Annotated in this window: 19 protein-coding genes and 1 tRNA gene; 8 read left to right on the top strand and 12 right to left on the bottom strand. The window is 72.1% G+C overall.

The annotated features are described in order from the left end of the window. Positions 1 to 42: 42 nt before the first annotated feature. Together ACFZB9_RS25565 and ACFZB9_RS25560 are read right to left on the bottom strand one after the other, a co-directional pair. Positions 43 to 864: an MIP/aquaporin family protein gene (locus ACFZB9_RS25565; RefSeq protein WP_391450796.1), complete on the bottom strand. Its 822-nt coding sequence runs from the start codon at positions 862 to 864 to the stop codon at positions 43 to 45. 28 nt (positions 865 to 892) lie between these two features. Continuing rightward, entirely contained in the window at positions 893 to 2,566 is a 1,674-nt protein-coding gene (locus ACFZB9_RS25560) for a glycerol-3-phosphate dehydrogenase/oxidase (RefSeq protein ID WP_391450869.1), read from the bottom strand. Positions 2,567 to 3,282: 716 nt separating this feature from the next. On the opposite strand from ACFZB9_RS25560, the gene ACFZB9_RS25555 reads away from it, so the two are divergent. Next, positions 3,283 to 4,506, top strand: coding sequence for a chitinase (locus tag ACFZB9_RS25555; protein WP_391450794.1), 1,224 nt, complete (start codon positions 3,283 to 3,285; stop codon positions 4,504 to 4,506). Positions 4,507 to 4,609: 103 nt separating this feature from the next. After that, entirely contained in the window at positions 4,610 to 5,530 is a 921-nt protein-coding gene (locus ACFZB9_RS25550) for a polysaccharide deacetylase family protein (RefSeq protein ID WP_391450792.1), read from the top strand. A 27-nt stretch (positions 5,531 to 5,557) separates the two neighbouring features. Here the strand turns inward: ACFZB9_RS25550 and ACFZB9_RS25545 are convergent, their stop codons facing one another. The 3 genes from ACFZB9_RS25545 to ACFZB9_RS25535 all read right to left on the bottom strand — a co-directional run bounded on the left by ACFZB9_RS25545 (position 5,558) and on the right by ACFZB9_RS25535 (position 7,996). After that, positions 5,558 to 6,475, bottom strand: a complete 918-nt coding sequence (locus ACFZB9_RS25545; protein WP_391450791.1) for an NADP-dependent oxidoreductase — start codon at positions 6,473 to 6,475, stop codon at positions 5,558 to 5,560. A gap of 107 nt (positions 6,476 to 6,582) precedes the next feature. Beyond that, positions 6,583 to 7,368: an SDR family NAD(P)-dependent oxidoreductase gene (locus tag ACFZB9_RS25540; RefSeq protein ID WP_391450789.1), complete on the bottom strand. Its 786-nt coding sequence runs from the start codon at positions 7,366 to 7,368 to the stop codon at positions 6,583 to 6,585. A 49-nt stretch (positions 7,369 to 7,417) separates the two neighbouring features. Beyond that, positions 7,418 to 7,996, bottom strand: a complete 579-nt coding sequence (locus ACFZB9_RS25535; protein ID WP_391450787.1) for a TetR/AcrR family transcriptional regulator — start codon at positions 7,994 to 7,996, stop codon at positions 7,418 to 7,420. An 83-nt stretch (positions 7,997 to 8,079) separates the two neighbouring features. On the opposite strand from ACFZB9_RS25535, the gene ACFZB9_RS25530 reads away from it, so the two are divergent. Together ACFZB9_RS25530 and ACFZB9_RS25525 are read left to right on the top strand one after the other, a co-directional pair. Continuing rightward, positions 8,080 to 9,255 (top strand): glycosyltransferase, encoded by a 1,176-nt coding sequence (locus ACFZB9_RS25530; protein WP_391450785.1) that lies wholly within the window; start codon positions 8,080 to 8,082, stop codon positions 9,253 to 9,255. Continuing rightward, a complete protein-coding gene (locus ACFZB9_RS25525; RefSeq protein ID WP_391450784.1) occupies positions 9,252 to 10,265 on the top strand; it encodes an SDR family NAD(P)-dependent oxidoreductase in 1,014 nt (337 codons plus the stop codon). Before ACFZB9_RS25530 ends, ACFZB9_RS25525 begins: the two co-directional genes overlap by 4 nt. Before the next feature lie 82 nt (positions 10,266 to 10,347). Here the strand turns inward: ACFZB9_RS25525 and ACFZB9_RS25520 are convergent, their stop codons facing one another. The 7 genes from ACFZB9_RS25520 to ACFZB9_RS25490 all read right to left on the bottom strand — a co-directional run bounded on the left by ACFZB9_RS25520 (position 10,348) and on the right by ACFZB9_RS25490 (position 14,825). Further along, positions 10,348 to 10,692, bottom strand: a complete 345-nt coding sequence (locus ACFZB9_RS25520) for a DUF1036 domain-containing protein (protein ID WP_391450783.1) — start codon at positions 10,690 to 10,692, stop codon at positions 10,348 to 10,350. A 14-nt stretch (positions 10,693 to 10,706) separates the two neighbouring features. After that, the gene (locus tag ACFZB9_RS25515; protein WP_391450782.1) at positions 10,707 to 10,967 is read right to left on the bottom strand and encodes a hypothetical protein; all 261 of its coding nucleotides are present in this window, start codon (positions 10,965 to 10,967) and stop codon (positions 10,707 to 10,709) included. A 211-nt stretch (positions 10,968 to 11,178) separates the two neighbouring features. After that, a complete protein-coding gene (locus ACFZB9_RS25510) occupies positions 11,179 to 11,985 on the bottom strand; it encodes a VOC family protein (protein WP_391450780.1) in 807 nt (268 codons plus the stop codon). Positions 11,986 to 12,131: 146 nt separating this feature from the next. Continuing rightward, the gene (locus tag ACFZB9_RS25505) at positions 12,132 to 12,701 is read right to left on the bottom strand and encodes a dihydrofolate reductase family protein (RefSeq protein WP_391450778.1); all 570 of its coding nucleotides are present in this window, start codon (positions 12,699 to 12,701) and stop codon (positions 12,132 to 12,134) included. Between the two features lie 117 nt (positions 12,702 to 12,818). Further along, entirely contained in the window at positions 12,819 to 13,373 is a 555-nt protein-coding gene (locus tag ACFZB9_RS25500) for a DoxX family protein (protein ID WP_391450776.1), read from the bottom strand. Between the two features lie 237 nt (positions 13,374 to 13,610). Then, entirely contained in the window at positions 13,611 to 13,937 is a 327-nt protein-coding gene (trxA, locus tag ACFZB9_RS25495) for a thioredoxin (RefSeq protein WP_391450774.1), read from the bottom strand. Between the two features lie 177 nt (positions 13,938 to 14,114). Next, positions 14,115 to 14,825, bottom strand: a complete 711-nt coding sequence (locus ACFZB9_RS25490) for an N-acyl homoserine lactonase family protein (RefSeq protein ID WP_391450772.1) — start codon at positions 14,823 to 14,825, stop codon at positions 14,115 to 14,117. 103 nt (positions 14,826 to 14,928) lie between these two features. Here ACFZB9_RS25490 and ACFZB9_RS25485 point away from each other — a divergent pair. The 4 genes from ACFZB9_RS25485 (at position 14,929) to ACFZB9_RS25470 (ending at position 18,391) form a co-directional block, all read left to right on the top strand. Beyond that, a tRNA-Leu gene (locus tag ACFZB9_RS25485) sits at positions 14,929 to 15,015 on the top strand. Positions 15,016 to 15,319: 304 nt separating this feature from the next. Then, on the top strand, positions 15,320 to 17,989 hold the full coding sequence (lanL, locus tag ACFZB9_RS25480) for a class IV lanthionine synthetase LanL (RefSeq protein WP_391450770.1): 2,670 nt from the start codon (positions 15,320 to 15,322) through the stop codon (positions 17,987 to 17,989). Positions 17,990 to 18,049: 60 nt separating this feature from the next. Beyond that, the gene (locus ACFZB9_RS25475) at positions 18,050 to 18,175 is read left to right on the top strand and encodes an ALQxL family class IV lanthipeptide (protein WP_391450769.1); all 126 of its coding nucleotides are present in this window, start codon (positions 18,050 to 18,052) and stop codon (positions 18,173 to 18,175) included. A 90-nt stretch (positions 18,176 to 18,265) separates the two neighbouring features. Continuing rightward, entirely contained in the window at positions 18,266 to 18,391 is a 126-nt protein-coding gene (locus tag ACFZB9_RS25470; RefSeq protein WP_391450767.1) for an ALQxL family class IV lanthipeptide, read from the top strand. Positions 18,392 to 18,433 lie beyond the last annotated feature (42 nt).

Below are 18,433 nucleotides of genomic sequence, written 5' to 3'. Positions count from 1 at the left end.
GGCCCCAACCCGGCCACCGGGCGCTGCCGCCCGGTGGCCGGGTCAACGCTCCTCGGTGGGCACCTCCATGCCCACCTCCTGCTCGGGCGCGGGCAGGAACGGCGAGACCAGCAGCCGGTACAGCGCGGCGCCGAGCAGGCCGCCCACCAGCGGTCCGACGATCGGCACCCAGAAGTAGAGGTGTCCGTACTGGTCCCGCCAGGCGTGGTCGTAGCCGGTGAGGTAGCTGGCCAGCCGGGGACCGAGGTCGCGGGCCGGGTTGATCGCGTACCCGGCGTTGGTGCCGAACGACATGCCGATCGCCACGATCAGCAGGCCGATGACCACACCGCCGAGGTTCGCCCGCGGCGCGGTGTTGCGCAGGTCGGTCAGCGCCATGATCACCAGCAGCAGGATCGCGGTGCCGATCACCTGGTCGCGCAGTGCGCCCCAGTCGCTGACCGGTAGTGAGCCGTTGCCGGGCAGGGTGGAGAAGACGAACTGGGACTTGAGCGTGTGTCCCGGGTCGAACTTGGCCAGCACCTCGGTGTAGTTCCAGCGCACCAGCAGCGCGGCGACGAAGGCGCCGAGGAACTGCGCCACCACGTAGGGCGCCACCTTGCGCCAGGGGAACTTGTTGAAGACCGCCATCGCCAGGGTGACCGCCGGATTGAGGTGGGCACCGGAGAGCCGCCCGGCGATGTAGATGCCGAAGGTCACCCCGAAACCCCAGGCCCAGGTGATGCTGTCGTGGTCACCCAGGCCACCGGCCACCACTTGGGCGACCACGCCCACCCCGAACAGGATCAGCACCAGCGTCCCGGTGAACTCCGCGAGGAGTTCGCCTGTCAGCGTGCGCGTGCTTGCGGAAAGTCGGTCCAGCACCTCGGACTCCTTCGGTTGGTGACGCCGGTCAGTGCAGCGGCACGATGTCGGGCGCGCCCAGCCGGGCCGCGTCCGCCGTGGCGTCGTCGGGCTGGTGCTGGGCCGCTCGCTCGGCCTCCACCCGCTTGGCGTAGTGCTCGATCTCGTTGCTCACCTGCTGCTCGTCCCAGCCGAGGTGAGCGGCCATCAGCGCCGCCACCGCGGGCGCCGAGGCCACCCCGCGGTCCCAGGACTCGATGGAGGCGCGGGTCCGCCGGGTCAGCACGTCGTCCAGGTGCCGGGCACCCTCGTGGGTGACCGCGTAGACCACCTCGGCGAGCAGGTAGTCGTCGGCGCCGGGCAGCGGTTCGGCCAGCCCGGGATCGGCCCGGATCAGCTCCAGCAGCTCGCCGATCAGCGAGCCGTAGCGGTTGAGCAGGTGCTCGACCCGGGCCACGTGCAGGCCGGAGCCGTCGGCCAGTTGCTGGCGGCGGTTCCACAGCGCGTGGTAGCCCTCGGCCCCGACCAGCGGGACCTCGTCGGTCACCGAGGGCCCGGGCTGGGTGCCGTCCAGGGTGCGCACGGCCTCGTCCACCGCGTCCTTGGCCATCACCCGGTAGGTGGTGTACTTGCCGCCGGCGATCACCACCAGCCCCGGCACCGGGTGGCCGACCAGGTGCTCGCGGGAGAGCTTGCTGGTCTCCGCCGCGTCGCCGGACAGCAGCGGCCGCAGGCCCGCGTAGACGCCTTCGACGTCGTCGCGGGTGAGCGGGGTGGCCAGCACCCGGTTGCAGTGCTCCAGCAGGTAGTCGATGTCCTTGGCGCTGACGGCCGGGTGGTTCTTGTCCAGGTCCCAGTCCGTGTCGGTGGTGCCGATCAGCCAGTGCCGGCCCCAGGGGATGACGAAGAGCACGCTGGTCTCGGTGCGCAGGATCAGCCCGGACTTGGAGTTCACCCGGTCCCGCGGGACCAGCAGGTGCACCCCCTTGGAGGCACGGACGTGGAACTGCCCGCGGGTGTCGGCCAGCGCCTGGGTGTCGTCGGTCCACACCCCGGTCGCGTTGATCACCTGCTTGGCGTGCACCTCGAACTCGCGGCCGTTCTCCAGGTCGGTGATCCGCGCCCCGGTCACCCGCTCGCCCTGGCGCAGGAACCCGGTCACCTTGGTGCGGTTGGCGACATGCGCGCCGTAGGCCGCGGCGGTGCGCACCACCATCATGGTGTGGCGGGCGTCGTCCACCTGGGCGTCGTAGTACTGGACCGCGCCGACCAGGCTGTCCGCCTTCAGCGCCGGCACCTCCTGCAGCGCGTGACGCCTGGTCAGGTGGCGGTGGTGCGGCAGGCCGCGGGAGTTGCCGGAGGTGATGCCCATGGTGTCGTACAGCAGCACCCCCGCGCCCACGTACGGGCGCTCCCAGAAGCGGTGTTTGAGCGGGTACAGGAACTTCACCGGCCGCACCAGGTGCGGGGCGAGCTTCTGGATCAGCAGGCCGCGTTCCTTCAGCGCCTCCTGGACCAGCCGGAAGTCCAGCATCTCCAGGTAGCGCAGGCCGCCGTGGATCAGCTTGCTGGAGCGGCTGGAGGTGCCGGAGGCCCAGTCCCGGCTCTCCACCAGGCCGACCGACAGGCCACGGGTCACGGCGTCCAGGGCGCAGCCGGCCCCCACCACACCACCGCCGATGACCAGGATGTCCAGTTCACGGCCCGATCCGAGGGCCGTCAGGGCGTCTTCTCGGGTGCCGGGGGAGAGCGCGACTGGCTGCACGGGGGTGCTCCTCACCATCTGGGGGCGTCAAGTCACCTCCATTCGATGGGTGAGCACCACCGACCGCATCCGCTGGCCACCGCGCACTACGCCGACCCAGCGACGCCGACCGGCGCGGCGGCCCGCGCCGGGCCCTTCGCCGGGCGCTGCGCCGTGGGCGCCGCCAGGGCCTGTCGGACAAGCCCTCGGGCCGGTGCCGCGCCAGCTGCGCGTGGGGGCGCACTCGGCGCCGGTGAGTGACCCGGAGCGTGCCGGGCCCCTTGGGCTCGGGCTCGGTGCCGCGTGCTGCTACGGCGCCGGTTCGCCTGCATCCGCCGGTTCCTGTCCGCTCGGCGGTACGGCGCGACCAGCCTGGCGACCGTCCAGATCGGCTGCGCGGCCATCGAGTTGGTGCTGGTGACCCCCGTGGTGGCCCTCGCCCGCGCCCCTGTCGCCTCCCGGCCTTCCGGCGCGCCGGGGCCATCGTGGGCCGATCGAGCGAACTGGTGCCCCCGCACGGCGATTCGTGAGGCGCGCGGGCGGGAGGGATACGTACGGTGCTCCGGACGGTTCTTCATTCTTCATATGAACGTACTGACGATCCCCTGAAGGGGCGTCAGCCGCCGACCGCGGCGCACCGACCGGGCCCCCAGGGCCCCCGGGCGCCCCGGCCGGTCCGACCATGAGGACCACCCATGCGCCGCCCTCCCCGTCTGGCCTCGGCCCTCGCGCCGCTGGCAATGACCGCCGGAATCGTGCTGGCGACCCCGTTATCCGGGTACGCCGCCACCCAGCCCGGGCCGGGGTTCCCGCCCCGTTACACCGCCCCCTATATCGAGACCTGGCGACCCGGCAGCTCGCTGACCGAGGCTCAACAGGCCACCGGACTCCAGTACTTCACCCTCGCCTTCGTGATCAGCGACGGCAGCTGCAACGGCGCCTTCGACGGCACCACCGCCGTGACGAACGAGGGCTGGCAGACCGCCGTGAACCGGCTACGGGCCGGCGGCGGCGACGTCATCACCTCCTTCGGCGGTGGCGCCGGCACCGAACTCGCCCTGGTCTGCGACTCGCTGGACAGTCTCAAGGCCGCGTACCGGCGGGTCATCGACACCCTCAACCTGACGATGGTCGACTTCGACATCGAGGGTCCCGGGCTCAGCGACAGCGCCTCGGTCGACCTCCGCAACCACGCTCTGGCCGACCTCCAGCGGGAGTACGCCGCCGCCGGCCGCACCTTGAACGTCCACTACACGCTCCCGGTCAACCCTGACGGGCTGTCGCCGGAGTCGGTGCGCCTGCTGAAGAACGCCAAGAAGCGGGGCCTGAAGATCTCCGTGGTCAACATCATGACCATGGACTACGGCCCTGACCTGAACATGGGCCGGACCGCCACCGCCGCCGCCGACGGGCTCTACGAGCAGATGGCGAAGGTCTGGCCGGAGAAGAGCCCGGCCGAACTGTGGGGCATGCAGGGCAACACCCCGATGATCGGCGTGAACGACGCCACCAACGAGGTCTTCTCCACCGAGGACGCCCGGATCCTGGTGAACTACGCCAACGACAAGGGCATCCAGCTGCTCGCCTTCTGGTCGGTGGGCCGCGACCAGGCCTGCTCGACCGACGGCGCGCTCGCCACCACCTGCAGCGGCACACCCCAGCAGCCGGCCGACTTCTCCCACCTGCTGACCCGGCCCAGGCCGCGGCCCGCCCCCGACTGGCGGCCGCCGCACTGCGCCGGCCTCGGCGCCGCGCACAGCTCCTGCGCCGGACCGCTCGGCCCGCCGGTCGGCGGGGCCCAGGTCTCCTCGCCCGGGCAGGACGGACGCGCCCTGTGGGGCGGCCAATGCCAGAGCGGCTGGAACCGCAACATCTGGTCGCGCCCGATGGTCTGGTGCCGGGGCCCGGTCGGGCACTGAGCCTCCCGGGTCAATGGGGCCCTGGAAGGGCCGTCCGGTCGGTGCGTTGTGCCCTCGGACGGCCTGTGGCAGGGGGATTCGCATCGCTGGAGGTCAGAGCGACATGAAGGTTGAACAGGTCATCGCACCACGGCGCCTGCTGCTCACCATCGGCAGCGCGACGCTGCTGTGCGCGTGCGGCCGGGCCGCCACCAGGGCGTCCCGCGCGCCCGCCCCACTCGCCCCGGCGGGCGAACCGTCCGACTCCACCGGGCCCGACGGGCCGGGCACGCAGAGCCCGAGCGCGGAGGCCACCACCGCGAGCCCCACGCCGAGCCCGACGCCCACCCCGACCCCGACCCCCACACCGAGCGCCGCCGGTACCCTGCCGCCCGCCGACACGGCCGGGGCCGCCGGGCAGGCGGACACCATGGTGCACGCCGGCCCCAAGACGGTGGCCCTGACCTTCGACGACGGCCCCAACCCGATCGACACGCCACGGATCCTGGACATCCTGCACAAGTACGGTGTCACCGCGACGTTCTTCATGATCGGCATGAACGTCAGGAGGTACCCCGACACGGTGCGCGACGTCGTGGCGGCAGGCCACCGGGTGGGCAACCACAGCTGGTCCCACCCCGACCTCGGCACCCTGTCCAAGGCCGGGGTCCGCCGGGAGCTGGAGCGCACCAGCGACCTCATCGCCGACACCTGCGGTCAGCATCCCGTGCTGTTCCGCGCGCCGGGCGGGCACTTCACCCGCAACTCCTATGCGGTCTGTGCCGAGTTGGGGCTGCGCTCGGTCTGCTGGGACGTGGACCCCGAGGACTGGTCGAACCCCGGGGCCGGCACGGTCGTCCAGCGCGTGGTCTCGGACATCAGGACCGGGTCCATCGTGCTCAACCACGACGGCGCCCTCACCGACGGGCTGATCACCGCCCCGGGCAGCGACGGCGACCGCTCCCAGACCGTCGACGCGCTGCGCGTCTACCTGCCCCAACTCATCGACGCAGGCTACCGGTTCACCCTGCCGGACGGATCCTGACGGATGGTCGCCGCCGGGCGTGACCGTTCAGGGGATCAGGACGATCTTGCCGCGGGTGTGCCCCTCCTCCAGCTGGGTGTAGGCGGCCCGGACCTCCGTCAGCGGGAACTCCGCGGCGATCGGCACCTCCAGCGCACCGTCCGCGACCAGCGCCGCCAGCTCGGCGACGACCTCGGCGCTGCTGGCATGCCCGTTGCCCTCGGCCTTCACCCCGTACTCCTCGACGGCGGCGAAGTCGATGATGGTGTCGATCCGGTCCACCGCCACGCCCAGCTCGACGGCGAGCTTCACATAGCCGTCGCCGTGGGTGTCGATGAACGCGTCGATCCGGCCCGCCGCCTCGCGCAGCCGCTGCGCCAGGCCCTCGCCGTAGGCGACCGGCTTGACCCCGTGGGCGGCCAGCCAGTCGTGGTTGGCCGGCCCGGCGATCCCGATCACCTCGGCCCCTGCGCGCCGGGCCAGTTGGACGACCAGCGACCCCACGCCGCCCGCCGCCCCCGACACCACGAGGGTGTCACCCGGCCGCAGGGCAACCGAGCGCACGGCCGCGTAGGCCGTCGTCCCGGCGACGAACAGCGAACCGGCCACCGTCCACGGCACGTTGGCCGGCTTGGGCGTCAAGTCCGCTGCCTCGGTGAGCACATACTCGGCCTGGCTGGACCGCAGATCGGTGAACCCGGTGACCTCGTCGCCGATGCCGAACCCGGTCACCCCGGGGCCCAGCTTCGCCACGGTGCCGGCCAGGTCGCTGCCCTGGCCGGAGGGGAAGTCGGCGGGCCAGCGGTCGTGCAGCACCCCGGTGCGGATCTTGGCCTCACCGGGGTTGATGCCGGCCGCCTTGACCCGGACCAGCACCTGGCCCTCGGCCGGTTCGGGCAACGGCACCTCCACCACGCGCAGCACGTCGATGCCGCCGTACTCGTTGAACCGCACTGCCTTCGGCATGGTCAGCTCCTCGTCGTCGCGGCCCCGATGTCCGGGGCCCGTCTGCCACAACCTCTGGCTGCAACACCGGCCGAGCCCCGGCTATGCCGTCCGGACGGGCCGGATGTTCAGTTCCGGCCGCGGGCGAGGCGTTCGGTGACCAGCAGGCTCAGGCGGCGGGGCAGGAAGCCCACGGTGGCGGCGGTGACGATGTTGGGCAGGCCGCTGACCACGCTGCCGGGGCCGCTGGGCCGGTCGAGTGCGCGCATCGCCCTCGCCACCACGGCGGCCGCCGTCTGCTGGCGGCCGACCCGGGCCGATTCGCCGGCGATGTCGAAGAACTCGGTCTCGGTGGCGCCGGGCGACAGGGCCAGGACGCGCACGCCCGTGTTCCGGGTCTCGGCCCACAAGGCCTCGGTGAAGCTGAGGACGTAGGCCTTGGTGGCCGAATACACCGCCATGTGGGGGACGGGCTGGTAGGCCGCCGCGCTCGCGACGTTGACGATGGCGCCGCGGCCGCGCCCGACCATGTCCGGCAGGTAGGCGCGGGTCAGGTCGGTCAGCGCGGTGATGTTGAGCTGGATCTGGCCGGTCAGCCGATCCGGGTCGGTGTCCGCGACGTCGCCGTGCGAACCGAACCCGGCGTTGTTGACCAGCACGTCGACGTCCAGGCCCAGGCGCCGGGTCTCGGCCAGCAGGGCCGCGCCGGCGCCCGGCAGGCCGAGGTCGGCGACCAGGACATGGGCGTCGTTGCCGTGGCGGGCGCGCAGGGTGTCGGCGAGGGCGGTGAGGCGGTCCTCGCGGCGGGCCACCAGGATCAGGTGGGCACCGCGGGCGGCGAGCGCGTCGGCGAACGCGGCGCCGATGCCCGAACTGGCGCCGGTTATCAGGGCGGTGCGGCCGGTGAGGTCCATGGGGTCGTTGCCTTCCGGGAGGAGGGGAGTCGGGCGGGGTGCCCGGGGGTCAGGGGCGCTGCGGCGACCGGTCCAGGCCGGCGACGAGCAGGCTCACGCCCTGGCGCAGGCGGCGCAGCGGGATCTCGGGATCGGCGGAGCTGACTTCGAGGCCGTGGGCCAGCGCGAGCAGCAGCTCGGCGAACTCCCCGGCGTCGGTGTCCGGCAGCTCGGCGCCGATGGTGGTGGTCAGCTCGGTGTGGAGCGCGGTGTGGAAGTCGGTGAGCAGCTCGGCGGTCAGGGTGGCACTCTCACCCAGCAGTTCCTCCGCGTGCGGGCTCTCCCGCCACACCCGCAGGACCAGCTCGATCTTGTGGCTCAGCGCCGCGATGAGCCGCTCGGCGGGCGGCCCGGGCGTCGCCAGGGCCGCCCGGATCTGCTCCAGGGTCTCCCGCAGCATCCGCTCGGCCAGCCGACGGAAGGCGTCCTCCTTGTTGCGGACGTACTGGTAGACGGCCGGCCGGGACATCCCCGCTCGCTTGGCGATGTCGTCCATCGTCGTGCGGCGCACTCCGTGGATCCGGAAGCAGTCGTAGGCCGCGTCGAGGATGGCCTCGACCTTCTCGTCGTCGAACATGCTGACAATCATTGCATAGATTGTCAGTCTGTTCGGTGATGCCCGGGTCTCCGGTTCTGAGAACTCTCTTAGACCGCCTCAGCAGGCTTCGGGGCATGAGGACAGACCACGAGGACCAACCCCTGTCAGTGGTGATCGGCGCCGGTGGCACCGGTGGCCACATCTACCCGGGCCTTGCCCTGGCCGAGGCGCTGCGCCGGGCCGATCCCAGAGCGGTGATCTCGTTCGTGGGCACCGAACGCGGCCTGGAGACCCGGCTGATCCCCGAGGCCGGCTACCGGTTGCACACGGTGGACATGATCCCGTTCGACTCGGCGCTCGGTCTGCGCCGCTACCTGTTGCCCGCCGCGCTGCTGAGCTCGGGGCGGCGCTGCCAGGAGATCCTGCGGGCGCAGGGCGCACAGGTGGCGGTCGGGATGGGTGGCTACCCGAGCGCGCCGGTGATCGTCGGCGCCCGGCTCGCCGGGCTCCCCAGCGTGATCCACGAGTCGAACGCGGTACCCGGGCGGGCCAACCGCTTCGCGGCCCGGCTCACCCCGCACGTGGCGCTCGCCTTCGACCGCACCCGCGCACACCTGCCGTCCGGCCTGCGGGCGGAGACGGTCGGCATGCCGCTGGTGGGCGCGGTGGCCGGGCTCGACCGGTCCGCGCTGCGTGCCCAGGCCCGGCAGTGGTTCGGGGTGCCGGAGGGCGTGCGGCTGGTGGTCTTCAACGGCGGCAGCCTGGGGGCCGCCCGCCTGACCGAGGCCGCCGTCGAGCTGGCCGCCCGCTGGCGCCACCGCAGTGACCTGCGCCTGCTGATCAAGACCGGCCCGGCGGCCCTGGACGAGGTCCGGGCCAAGCTGGCCGGCAGCCCGGTGGCCGTCGCCGTGCCCTACCTGGACCGGATGGACCTCGCCTACGCGGCAGCCGACCTGATGATCTGCCGGGCCGGCTCCGCCACCGTCGCCGAACTCGCGAGCATCGGCCTCCCCGCCGTCCTGGTGCCCTACCCGCACGCACCGCACGACCACCAGACGCACAACGCCCGGGTGCTCTCCGAGGCCGGCGCCGGCCTGCTGCTGTCGGACGGCGCCTGCACCGGCGAGGCACTGGCCCACCTCGTGGAGCCGCTGCTCGCCGACCCGGCCCGGCTGCTCGCGATGAGCCGGGCGGCCGACCCCGGCACCCACGCCCGGGCGGCCGACCTGCTCGCCGCCAAGGTGCTGCGCACCATCGGCCGGACCCCGTCCAACCACCAACCCACGCACGAAGCACGGAGTTTCGCATGAACGACCGGATGACGACCCCGCAGGACTGGAGCGGACGCACGGTGCTGGTCACCGGTGCCGAGGGCTTCATCGGCAGCACCCTGGTCGACCTGCTGGTCGAGCGCGGTGCCCGGGTGCGGGCGCTGGTGCACTACAAGCCGTACGCCGAACGCGGCTACCTGGCCCGCTACCTGGCCGACCCCGACAGCCCGGTGGAGCTGTTCGCCGGTGACGTCCGCGATGCCGGGCGGGTCCTGGACGCGGTCGAGGGCTGCGAGACCGTCTTCCACCTGGCCGCACTTATCGGCATCCCCTACAGCTACCAGGCGCCCGAGGCCTATGTGCAGACCAACGTGGTCGGCACCCAGAACATCGCCGCCGCCTGCCTGCGCCACGGCGCCCGCCTCGTCCACACCTCCACCAGCGAGGTGTACGGCAGCGCGATCACCGTGCCGATCAGCGAGCAGCATCCGCTGCAGCCGCAGTCGCCGTACTCCGCCTCGAAGATCGGTGCGGACATGGCGGCGCTCTCCTACTGGCACGCCTTCGAGCTGCCGGTCTCGGTGGTCCGCCCCTTCAACACCTACGGCCCGCGCCAGTCCGCCCGCGCGGTGATCCCCACCGTGCTGGCCCAACTCCACTCCGGGGCCCGCGAGGTGCGGCTCGGCTCGCTCACCCCCACCCGGGACTTCACCTACGCCACCGACACCGCCGAGGGCTTCCTCGCCGTCGCCCGCGCCGACCGCACCCTCGGCGAGGTCATCAACCTCGGCACCGGCAGCGAGGTCTCCATCGGCGACCTCGCCAAGGAACTCATCACCGCCTCCGGACGCGACGCCGAGATCGTCGTCGACCCCACCCGCCTGCGCCCCGGCGGCAGCGAGGTCGAACGCCTCCTCTCCGACAACACCAAGGCCCGCCGCCTGGCCGACTGGCAGCCCCGGGTCGACCTCGCCGAGGGCCTGCGCCGCACCTCGGCCTGGGTCGCCGAGCACCTGCACCTGCTCGCCCCGGGGCGCTACCAGGTCTGAGCCGCCGGCCTCCGGTGCGTGCCGGCGAAAGAGCGGATGGTGGCCTGCCCCTGCGGGCAGGCCACCATCCGGAACCGTTGCCTCAGAGGACCAGGTTCAGTGTCCAGCTCGATGCGCCGTTGACGTCCAGTTCGCGCATGCCGATATTGATCGACGGGTCGGCGGCGACGTCCGGGCACCAGTCGAATTCCGAATAGGGCACATTCTCGGGGTACGGCCCGGACCACTGGGTGTTGTCCACGGCGAAGGCGTACCAGTACCAGTAGCGGTTGAGTGCGGCGAGATCCCCGCCGTAGGCGACGGCGGACCCACCCGGCTGGATGACCCACCAGCCGGTCCGGTGCCACGGCGTCGGCTGACAGCTCGCGTCGTAGCGCTCGATCATGACGTTGATGGTCTGGGAGTAGCCGTTCTGGAAACGCAGCATGTGGTCCGCCCCCCTCAGCGCCCGGATCCGGTCGGCTTCCGCCGGAAGGCGGGGCCGGTGCTCGTCTGCTCCGCCGTCGTCGGCTCGGTGACCGTGGAGATCGCGCCCGCACGCTCCTGGCGGACGGTGCCCTGAACGGAGCTGGCCAGCTCGGGCGAGATGCCCGCCGTCTGTGCGGCAGCGGCGGTCAGTTGCTGCAGATCCACGCTCGAGGTGGGATCGACGGGGAGGTTTTCCGGAGAATCATTGACCATGAGGCAGAACTCCTTCCACACCGGTCGGGCGCTGCACATCGAGTGCGGCGGGCCCGATTCTGAGAATAGGTGAGAAAGGAGTTCGTGACCAGAGTTCGTGGTCGATTCTTAAACGTCATCCATTGTGATAATAGATTGAATTAGGGGGCCCTTTCGGCGGCGGGGCGGCACAGCGCGGTGCCGCACCGGCCGGGAGGTCCCGGTCCGATGCGGCACCGTTGGGCGCCTGGCGTCAGGGCGCGTCGGTGGCGCTCACGTTGATGACCGCGAAGGTGCCGCCCTGCGGGTCCTGCACGATGGCCATCCGGCCCGCCATCATGTCGAACGGGGGCTTGAGGACGTTGCCGCCGGCCCGGACCAGCGCGTCGACCGTGCTGTCGGTGTCGTCGACCGCGAAGTAGGTCAGCCAGTGGGAGGGGGTGCCCGGCGGCAGGCCCGGGATGGTCGCGAGCCCCTGCATGCCGGCGACCGGACGGCCGTCGACGGAGAGGCCGAAGTAGCCCTCCGCGCCCTCCATGGGCTCGACGTCGACGCCCAGGGCCTTGTCGTAGAACGCCGCGGCGGCCTTCGGATCGCTGGTGTTCAGCTCGTTCCAGGTGAGCGCGCCGGGCTCGTTGACCACCCCGGCGCCGGTGAACTCCCGGGCCTGCCAGAGGCCGAGGACCGCGCCGGTGGGGTCGCTGACGACCGCCATCCGGCCGATCGTCATCACGTCCATGGCCGGCATCATCACCTGGCCGCCGTTGGCCGTGACTGCCTGCTGGGTGGCGTCCAGGTCGGCGGTGGCGAGATAGGTGGTCCACACGGTGGGCGGCATCGGGTCGGGCTTGCTGCCGTCCGGGTTCATCGCGGTCATGACCCCGGCGACCGGCTTGCCGTTCAGCGTGCAGACCGCGTACCCCCCGGTGTCGGGCGGGCCGACCTCGCCCTGCCAGCCGAAGAGATCGCGGTAGAAGTCGAGGGCGGCCTGCTGGTCGGGGGCCATGAGATCGACCCAGCAGGGGGTTCCGGGGGCGTACGGGCCGGTGACGTCGGGCATGACGGGACTCCAGGGTGAGGGTGGGCGTTTCCCATCCGCCACCTTTGCCCTGCGGCGCCCGGCCCGCCATTCCTGGAGGGCCGTACGTGGCCCGCCGGAAACGGCGGTGCGGGCGGTGCGGCGACTCGACGGTCGGTCGGCTCGGGTCAGCGCAGCGTGGCGCGCTGGTAGTGGAGCAGGACGACCCCGTTGCCGAAGGTCCTGGTCCCGGTCAGCCGCAGGTCGAGCTGGCTGTCGGAACCGGGGAACAGCCGTTTGCCCGCGCCGATGAGCACCGGGTGGACGAGGATGTGGTACTCGTCGATCAGGTCGTGCCGCATGAACGCCGCGGCCAGGTCGGCGCCGCCGAGCGCCAGATCGCCGCCCGGTTCGGACTTGAGGGCGCGGACCTGCTCGGGGTCGACCTCCCGGACGATGGTGGTGTGCCAGTCGGCCCGTTCCAGCGTCCGGGAGTACACGATCTTCGGCATCTCCCGCCAGATACCGGCGAACTCGACCACGGTCGGCGTGGCGCCGGGGTCTGCGTCGGCGGTCGGCCAGTATCCGGCCATCAGCTCGTGGGTGACCCGCCCGTTGAGGAAGGCGCCCATGCCGCGGAGCCGCTCGTTGACATAGTGGTGCACCTCCTCGCTGATCCTGTGCCAGCCGATCTGCCGCTCCGGGCCCTCGATGAAGCCGTCGAGGGACACCGACATAAACAGGATGATCTTTCGCATCGCGGTCCTCGCCGGGGCTCGTCGGGGGCGGGGTGGTCGGGGCGGAGGTGCCGCCGACCAGACTCGCACGAGCGGGTCCTCCGCACCGCCGACGGCTCGCCGGGCGGGCTCTGGTGGCTAGTTGCGGATGAGCAGGACGACGCCGCTGACCGCCAGCCCCAGCGCCACGCCGCCCGCGCCGTAGGCCAGGCGGTGCGCGCGCAGCACCGGCACGAAGCGGTCGAGGGCGTAGCGGCCCGGCCCGGTCAGTGCGATGCCCGCCGCGGCGGCGGTCAGCAGGAGCTCGTACTCCACGCCCTTCGGGGCGAAGAAGCCGCCGCCCCAGGTGACCGCCAGGGCGTTGATCATGGTGCCGACCAGGGCGGCGCCGGCCAGTGGGGTGAGCAGGCCGACGGCCAGGCCCAGACCGCCCAGGCTCTCGCTCAACCCGGCCACCGCGGCCATCGCCTTGCCGGCCGGATAGCCGCTCATGGTGAAGAACTTCCCGGTGCCGGTGAGGCCGCCGCCGCCGAACCAGCCGAACAGCTTCTGCGAGCCGTGGGCGGCCATGGTCAGCCCGAGCGCGACCCGGAGCAGCAGCAGGCCGGCGTCGTAGGCGTGCGCGGTCGCCGCGTGGCCGGTGGGGGCGGTGGTGGTCGCACGGGTGGTGGCCGTGGTGGCGGGGGACGTCATGAAGCAGGTCCTCTCGGCAGGGCGACGGAAGAGTGGTTCAAATTCGAACTATGGGCCGATCGTACCCCAAGATTCGAATTTGAACTACGCCGCTCCGTGTCCGGCCGGATGCGCTCCGCAGGCCTGAGGGGGCATCAGAAAGAGCCGGGCCGTGGAGTGCGCTGCTCGCGCTCCACGGCCCGGCTCCTGGGGAGGCTGAGGGCTGCTCCTCGGCCTGGTGCGGGATCTGGTGAGGTGTCAGGACTTCAGGAAAGCCGCGAGGTCACGCTCGATGGCGGCCTTCGGCTTGGCGCCGACAATGGTCTTGACCACCTCGCCGCCCTGGAAGACGCTCATGGTCGGGATGGACATGATGCCGTACTTGGCGGCGGTGGTCGGGTTCTGGTCGATGTTGAGCTTCACGATCTCGATCGCGTCCCCGTGCTCGGCCGCGATCGCCTCCAGCGAGGGGGCGATCTGCCGGCACGGGCCGCACCACTCGGCCCAGAAGTCGACCAGGACCGGCTTGTCGCTGGTCAGGACGTCCTGGTCGAAGGATGCGTCGGTCACGCTCTTCAGCGCCATGGCGGGCTGCCTTTCGATACGTCGGCGGCGTGGGCACAGCGCCGGGACGAGCGCGAAGTGCGGGACACCGCAACAGGGGTGTGCGGGGTCCATCCTCCCTAATCCACCGGCCGGACCGACAGAGGCCGACGCCATGCCATCGCGTGTCGGCTGCCCCAGGGGGTGCTGGGAGCCTCCCTAGCAGGTGCCGTGCGGCGGTTCCCAGACCGAGCAGTCGTGGGCGAACAGCACCCGCTGGGGGTGGAAGTCGGCGAGTCGGTCCAGCCAGGGCCGGTAGTCGGGCAGCGGCTGCGCCACGGCGTCGAGCCGGGCCCGGCGGGCCAGTTGGTCCGAGCCGAACTCCGAGGCGAAGTCGTACGCCTGGCCGGCCAGCACCACCGAGCCCTCGCCCTGCCGGACCGCCAGGGACTGGTGCCCGGCGGTGTGCCCGGGCGTCGGAACGATCCACACGCCGGGCCAGACCTCGGCCTCGCCGGTGAGCTCCTCGTAGTGGGCGCCGGGAAAGTCGACCAGTGCGTCGATGGTGTAGTCGCCGCGGCGGGCCGTGGCCAGCTCCACCCGCTGGACCAGGACCGGCTTGCCGCGCAGCAGCGGGTTGCCGCCGCAGTGGTCGAAGTGCAGATGGCAGTTGACCACCAAGGAGATGTCGTCGACGGTGGCCCCGACCGCGGCCAGGGCCGCCGGCAGCGCCCGCCGCCGGGGCCGGTAGTGCGCCTCGGTCTCCGGATCGCCGCCGCCGATACCGGTGTCGAAGAGGAGCAGGCCCCGCTCGTGCCGCACCAGATAGCCCAGCACCGGCTCGACCCGCGGTCGCGGCCCGCCGACCTCCACCGCTGGCCGGACGAAGTAGCCGAGGTCGAGCCGGTGCACGGTCGCGTTCTTCGCCATCCGGCCATGCTGCCAGACCCGGCCGGCAGCGCGGGTGGGGAGGGCGGGGGAGGGGGTGTGCGGAGGGGGTCAAAAGATCGGCTAGTATTTAACTCAACACCGAGCGCGGGTGGCGGAATAGGCAGACGCGCTGGATTCAGGTTCCAGTGCCCGCAAGGGCGTGGGGGTTCAACTCCCCCCTCGCGCACCAGGGTCAACCGACCCGATGTGGCCGGTCAAACCGACAGTATGTCGGTTTGACCGGCCACATCGCTTTTGTGGAACGTCCCTCTGGCCCCCGGCGGTCCGTCGTCACCCCGCCCGTGCCGGTGACCACTGCCACCCCCAGCCGCGCCCCCTCCACCACCAGTGCCCCCGCAGCGGCCGGACGGTTCGTGAGGGGTTTCCCCAATGCTGCGACCCGCGTCCCACGGCGACAGTTGTCCCGTCCGCCCCGCTCGCGGCGGACCGACGGACCCGGCCTGATGGGGGTGGCTTCCTTGCTCGTGCTGTCCATGAGAGACCTGGTGCGCTCGGTGCTCACGGCGCTGGATGCGCAGGACTGGCAGATCGAGGAGTCCGGGGTCTGGTGCCGCGTCACGCCTGCGGACCACGAACCCCGCGTCCAGGGCTGGAAGCTGCACCTGTCGGCGACCCGGCTGTCGGCGCCCGAGGTGTTGCACCAGGCGTCCCAGGTCCTGGTCGCGAACCGGTGCGCGTTCAAGGTCGCCCGTGACCTGCGGCTGGTCGAGGAGATGACCTCCGGCACCTACGATCGGGCGCAGTGCGGGAAGATCATCACCGCCTACCCCCGGGACGACGAACAACTGCGCTCCCTGGCAAAGATGTTGGACCTCGCGACCACCGGCCTGCCCGGACCGGCCATCCTCTCCGACCGGCCGTACCGGAAGGGCAGCCTGGTCCACTACCGCTACGGCGCCTTCCACGGCGTGCCGGTGCTGACCAACGACGGCTCCTACGAGGCCCGCCTCCAGGGGCCGGACGGCAGCCCGGTGCCCGATCCGCGCAAGCCCTGGTTCAGCCCGCCCGCCTGGGCCGAGCTGCCCTTCCCCGGCGAGTCCCCCGGCGTGGTGGTACCTCCGTCCGGCGCCCAGGAGGCCAAACCGGTCCTCCTCGCCGACCGGTTCGTCGTGCGCGAGGCGATCCGGCACTCGGCCAAGGGCGGCGTCTACCGGGCCCTGGACCAGCAGACCGGCGCCGACGTCATCGTCAAGCAGGCACGCGCCCACGTCGGGGGCGGCCCTGGCGGCGAGGATGTCCGCACCGCACTGCGCCGGGAGGCCGCCACGCTCACCGCGTTGGCCGGGATCTGCCCCGAGGTGGTCTTCCAGTTCGAACAGGACGGTCACGCCTTCCTGGTGGAGAGCCTGATCCCCGGTCAGTCGCTCGCGGCCTGGGTGACCGAGCGGCGTGCCGCACCCGAGGGGATCACCCCCGAGCACGCGCTCGCCCTGGCCGGCAAGCTCGCGGACCTGCTGGCCGAGGTGCACCGGCGAGGTCTGGTCTACCAGGACTTCAACCCGAACAACATCATGGTCACGCCCGAGGAGCGGCTGCTGCTCATCGATGCGGAGTGGGCCGTGGCCCCCGGAGCCTGGACGCTGCGCGCGTTCACGCCCGGTTTCGGCGCGCCCGAGCAGGCCGCCGTGCCCAGGTTGGGGCCCGCGTACGGAACGAGCACCGACCTCTACTCGATCGGCGCGGTGCTCTACTTCCTGACCACGGGCACCCGCGCCGCGTTCCTGGAGGACAGCCCGCCGACCCGCTCCGGTCACCAGCGGATCGCCGAGTTGCTGGACCTGATCGGCACCGAGCACCCCTGCGCCCGGCTGCTGGCCCCGGCGATCCTCGGCCTGACGGTGGATCAGCCCGAGCAGCGCTGGACGCTGCCCCGGCTGCGGGCGTTCCTGACCGAGTCGGCCGGCACCACCCGCTCGTCCGGACCGGCCTTCCCCGCCGTCTCGTCCGCGCAGGGCCCTCAGGACCGCCGACGCCTGGTCGACGACGGGCTCGGCCATCTGCTGCGCACCATGGCCGACCCCGCCGCCGAACCGGCCCGCCTGTGGCCCAGCAACCGGTTCGGCGAGGAGACGGACGCCTGCAACGTCCAGTACGGTGCGGCCGGCGTGCTGGAACTGCTGGTGCGGGCCGACGAGTTGCTGGACCGGGCCGAGCTGCGCAGCGGAGTCGAACGGATCGCCGGATGGATCGACCGGCGCAGGACCGCCGCCCCCCGCCTGCTGCCCGGACTCCATTTCGGCCGCTCCGGCACCGCCTGGGCACTGCACCACGCCGCTCGCCATCTCGCGGACGACGCACTGGCCGAGCGGGCCGCCGATCTGCTGCTGGCGCTGCCCGTCCGCTGGCCGAACCCCGACATCTGTCACGGGGCCGCCGGCAGCGGGACGGCCCACCTCGCGCTGTGGCACGCGACCGGCCGCGCGGAGTTCCTGGACCGCGCCGCCGAATGCGCCGACGCCCTGGCAGCGGCGGCCGAGCGCACCGCGGACCGGGTGATCTGGCCGGTGCCCGGCGACTTCGACTCCGGCCTGGCCGGTATCCGCCACCTCGGCTTCGCGCACGGCGTCGCCGGAATCGGCACGTTCCTGCTGGCGGTGGGCGCGGTGACCGGACGCGGGGCCGACCTGGACCTCGCCGTCGCGGCCGGTGACACCCTGGTGGCCGAGGCCGAACGCGGACCGGTCGGTACCCGTTGGCGCGCCGACTTCGAGAGCAAACCGGGCACCGGGCTCCAGTACCACTGGTGCAGTGGATCCTCCGGTGTCGGGACCTTCCTGCTGCGCCTGTGGCGGGCAACCGGCGAGGAGCGGTTCCGCCAGCTGGCCGAGGAGGCCGCTCTCGCGGTGCGTTCGAACCTGTGGAGCGCCCCGACCGCGGCCTGCCACGGCCTGGCGGGCGACGGCGAGTTCCTCCTCGACCTCGCCGAGGCGCTGCCCGAAGGCCCCTACCGCAGCTGGGCCGAGGACACGGCCGGCGTCCTGTACGCGCGCCACGCGGTGCACGACGGCCTCCTCGTCATCCCCGACGAGGGCGGCTCGTCCGTCACGACCGCCTATCAGACCGGTCTCGCCGGTCCACTCAGTTTCCTCCTGCGGCTCGACCACGGCGGCCCCCGGCCGTGGATGGCCGATGCCCCGCGGTGAGGAGTTCCGTAATGAACGCCCGGACGTGGTGTCGTCCGGCCGAAGAGAGAGGAACGTGCCATGGAGCTGGACCTCGACGCCCTGCAGGCCCTGCCGGCCGAGGAGCAGACCACGGAGCTGGCCTGCACGGTGACCTGCAACGGCGGTCCCACCTGCGGCGGCGAGACCTGCACGAGCACGAACTGACAGCAGCCCGGAGCAGGGCTGCTGCCTCCCACCTCGGGGCGGCGTTCGCCGACCTGAGCACCAGGAACGAACAGAAGAGAGGACGTTGTCATGGAGATCAACCTCGACGCACTTCAGGCGCTGCCCGCTGACGAGGGCACCACGGAGTTGGCCCCCTGCACCTGGACGTGCAGCAACGGCATCACCTGCACCGCCACCTGCACGCTCACCGAGTAGGAGCAGCACGGCTCGGGGCCTGTCCGGCAGGATCCGCCGGAC

It is taken from the genome of Kitasatospora sp. NPDC008050 (assembly GCF_042957465.1).
Lineage (GTDB): Bacteria > Actinomycetota > Actinomycetes > Streptomycetales > Streptomycetaceae > Kitasatospora.
This window is presented reverse-complemented; position numbering and strand designations above follow the sequence as displayed.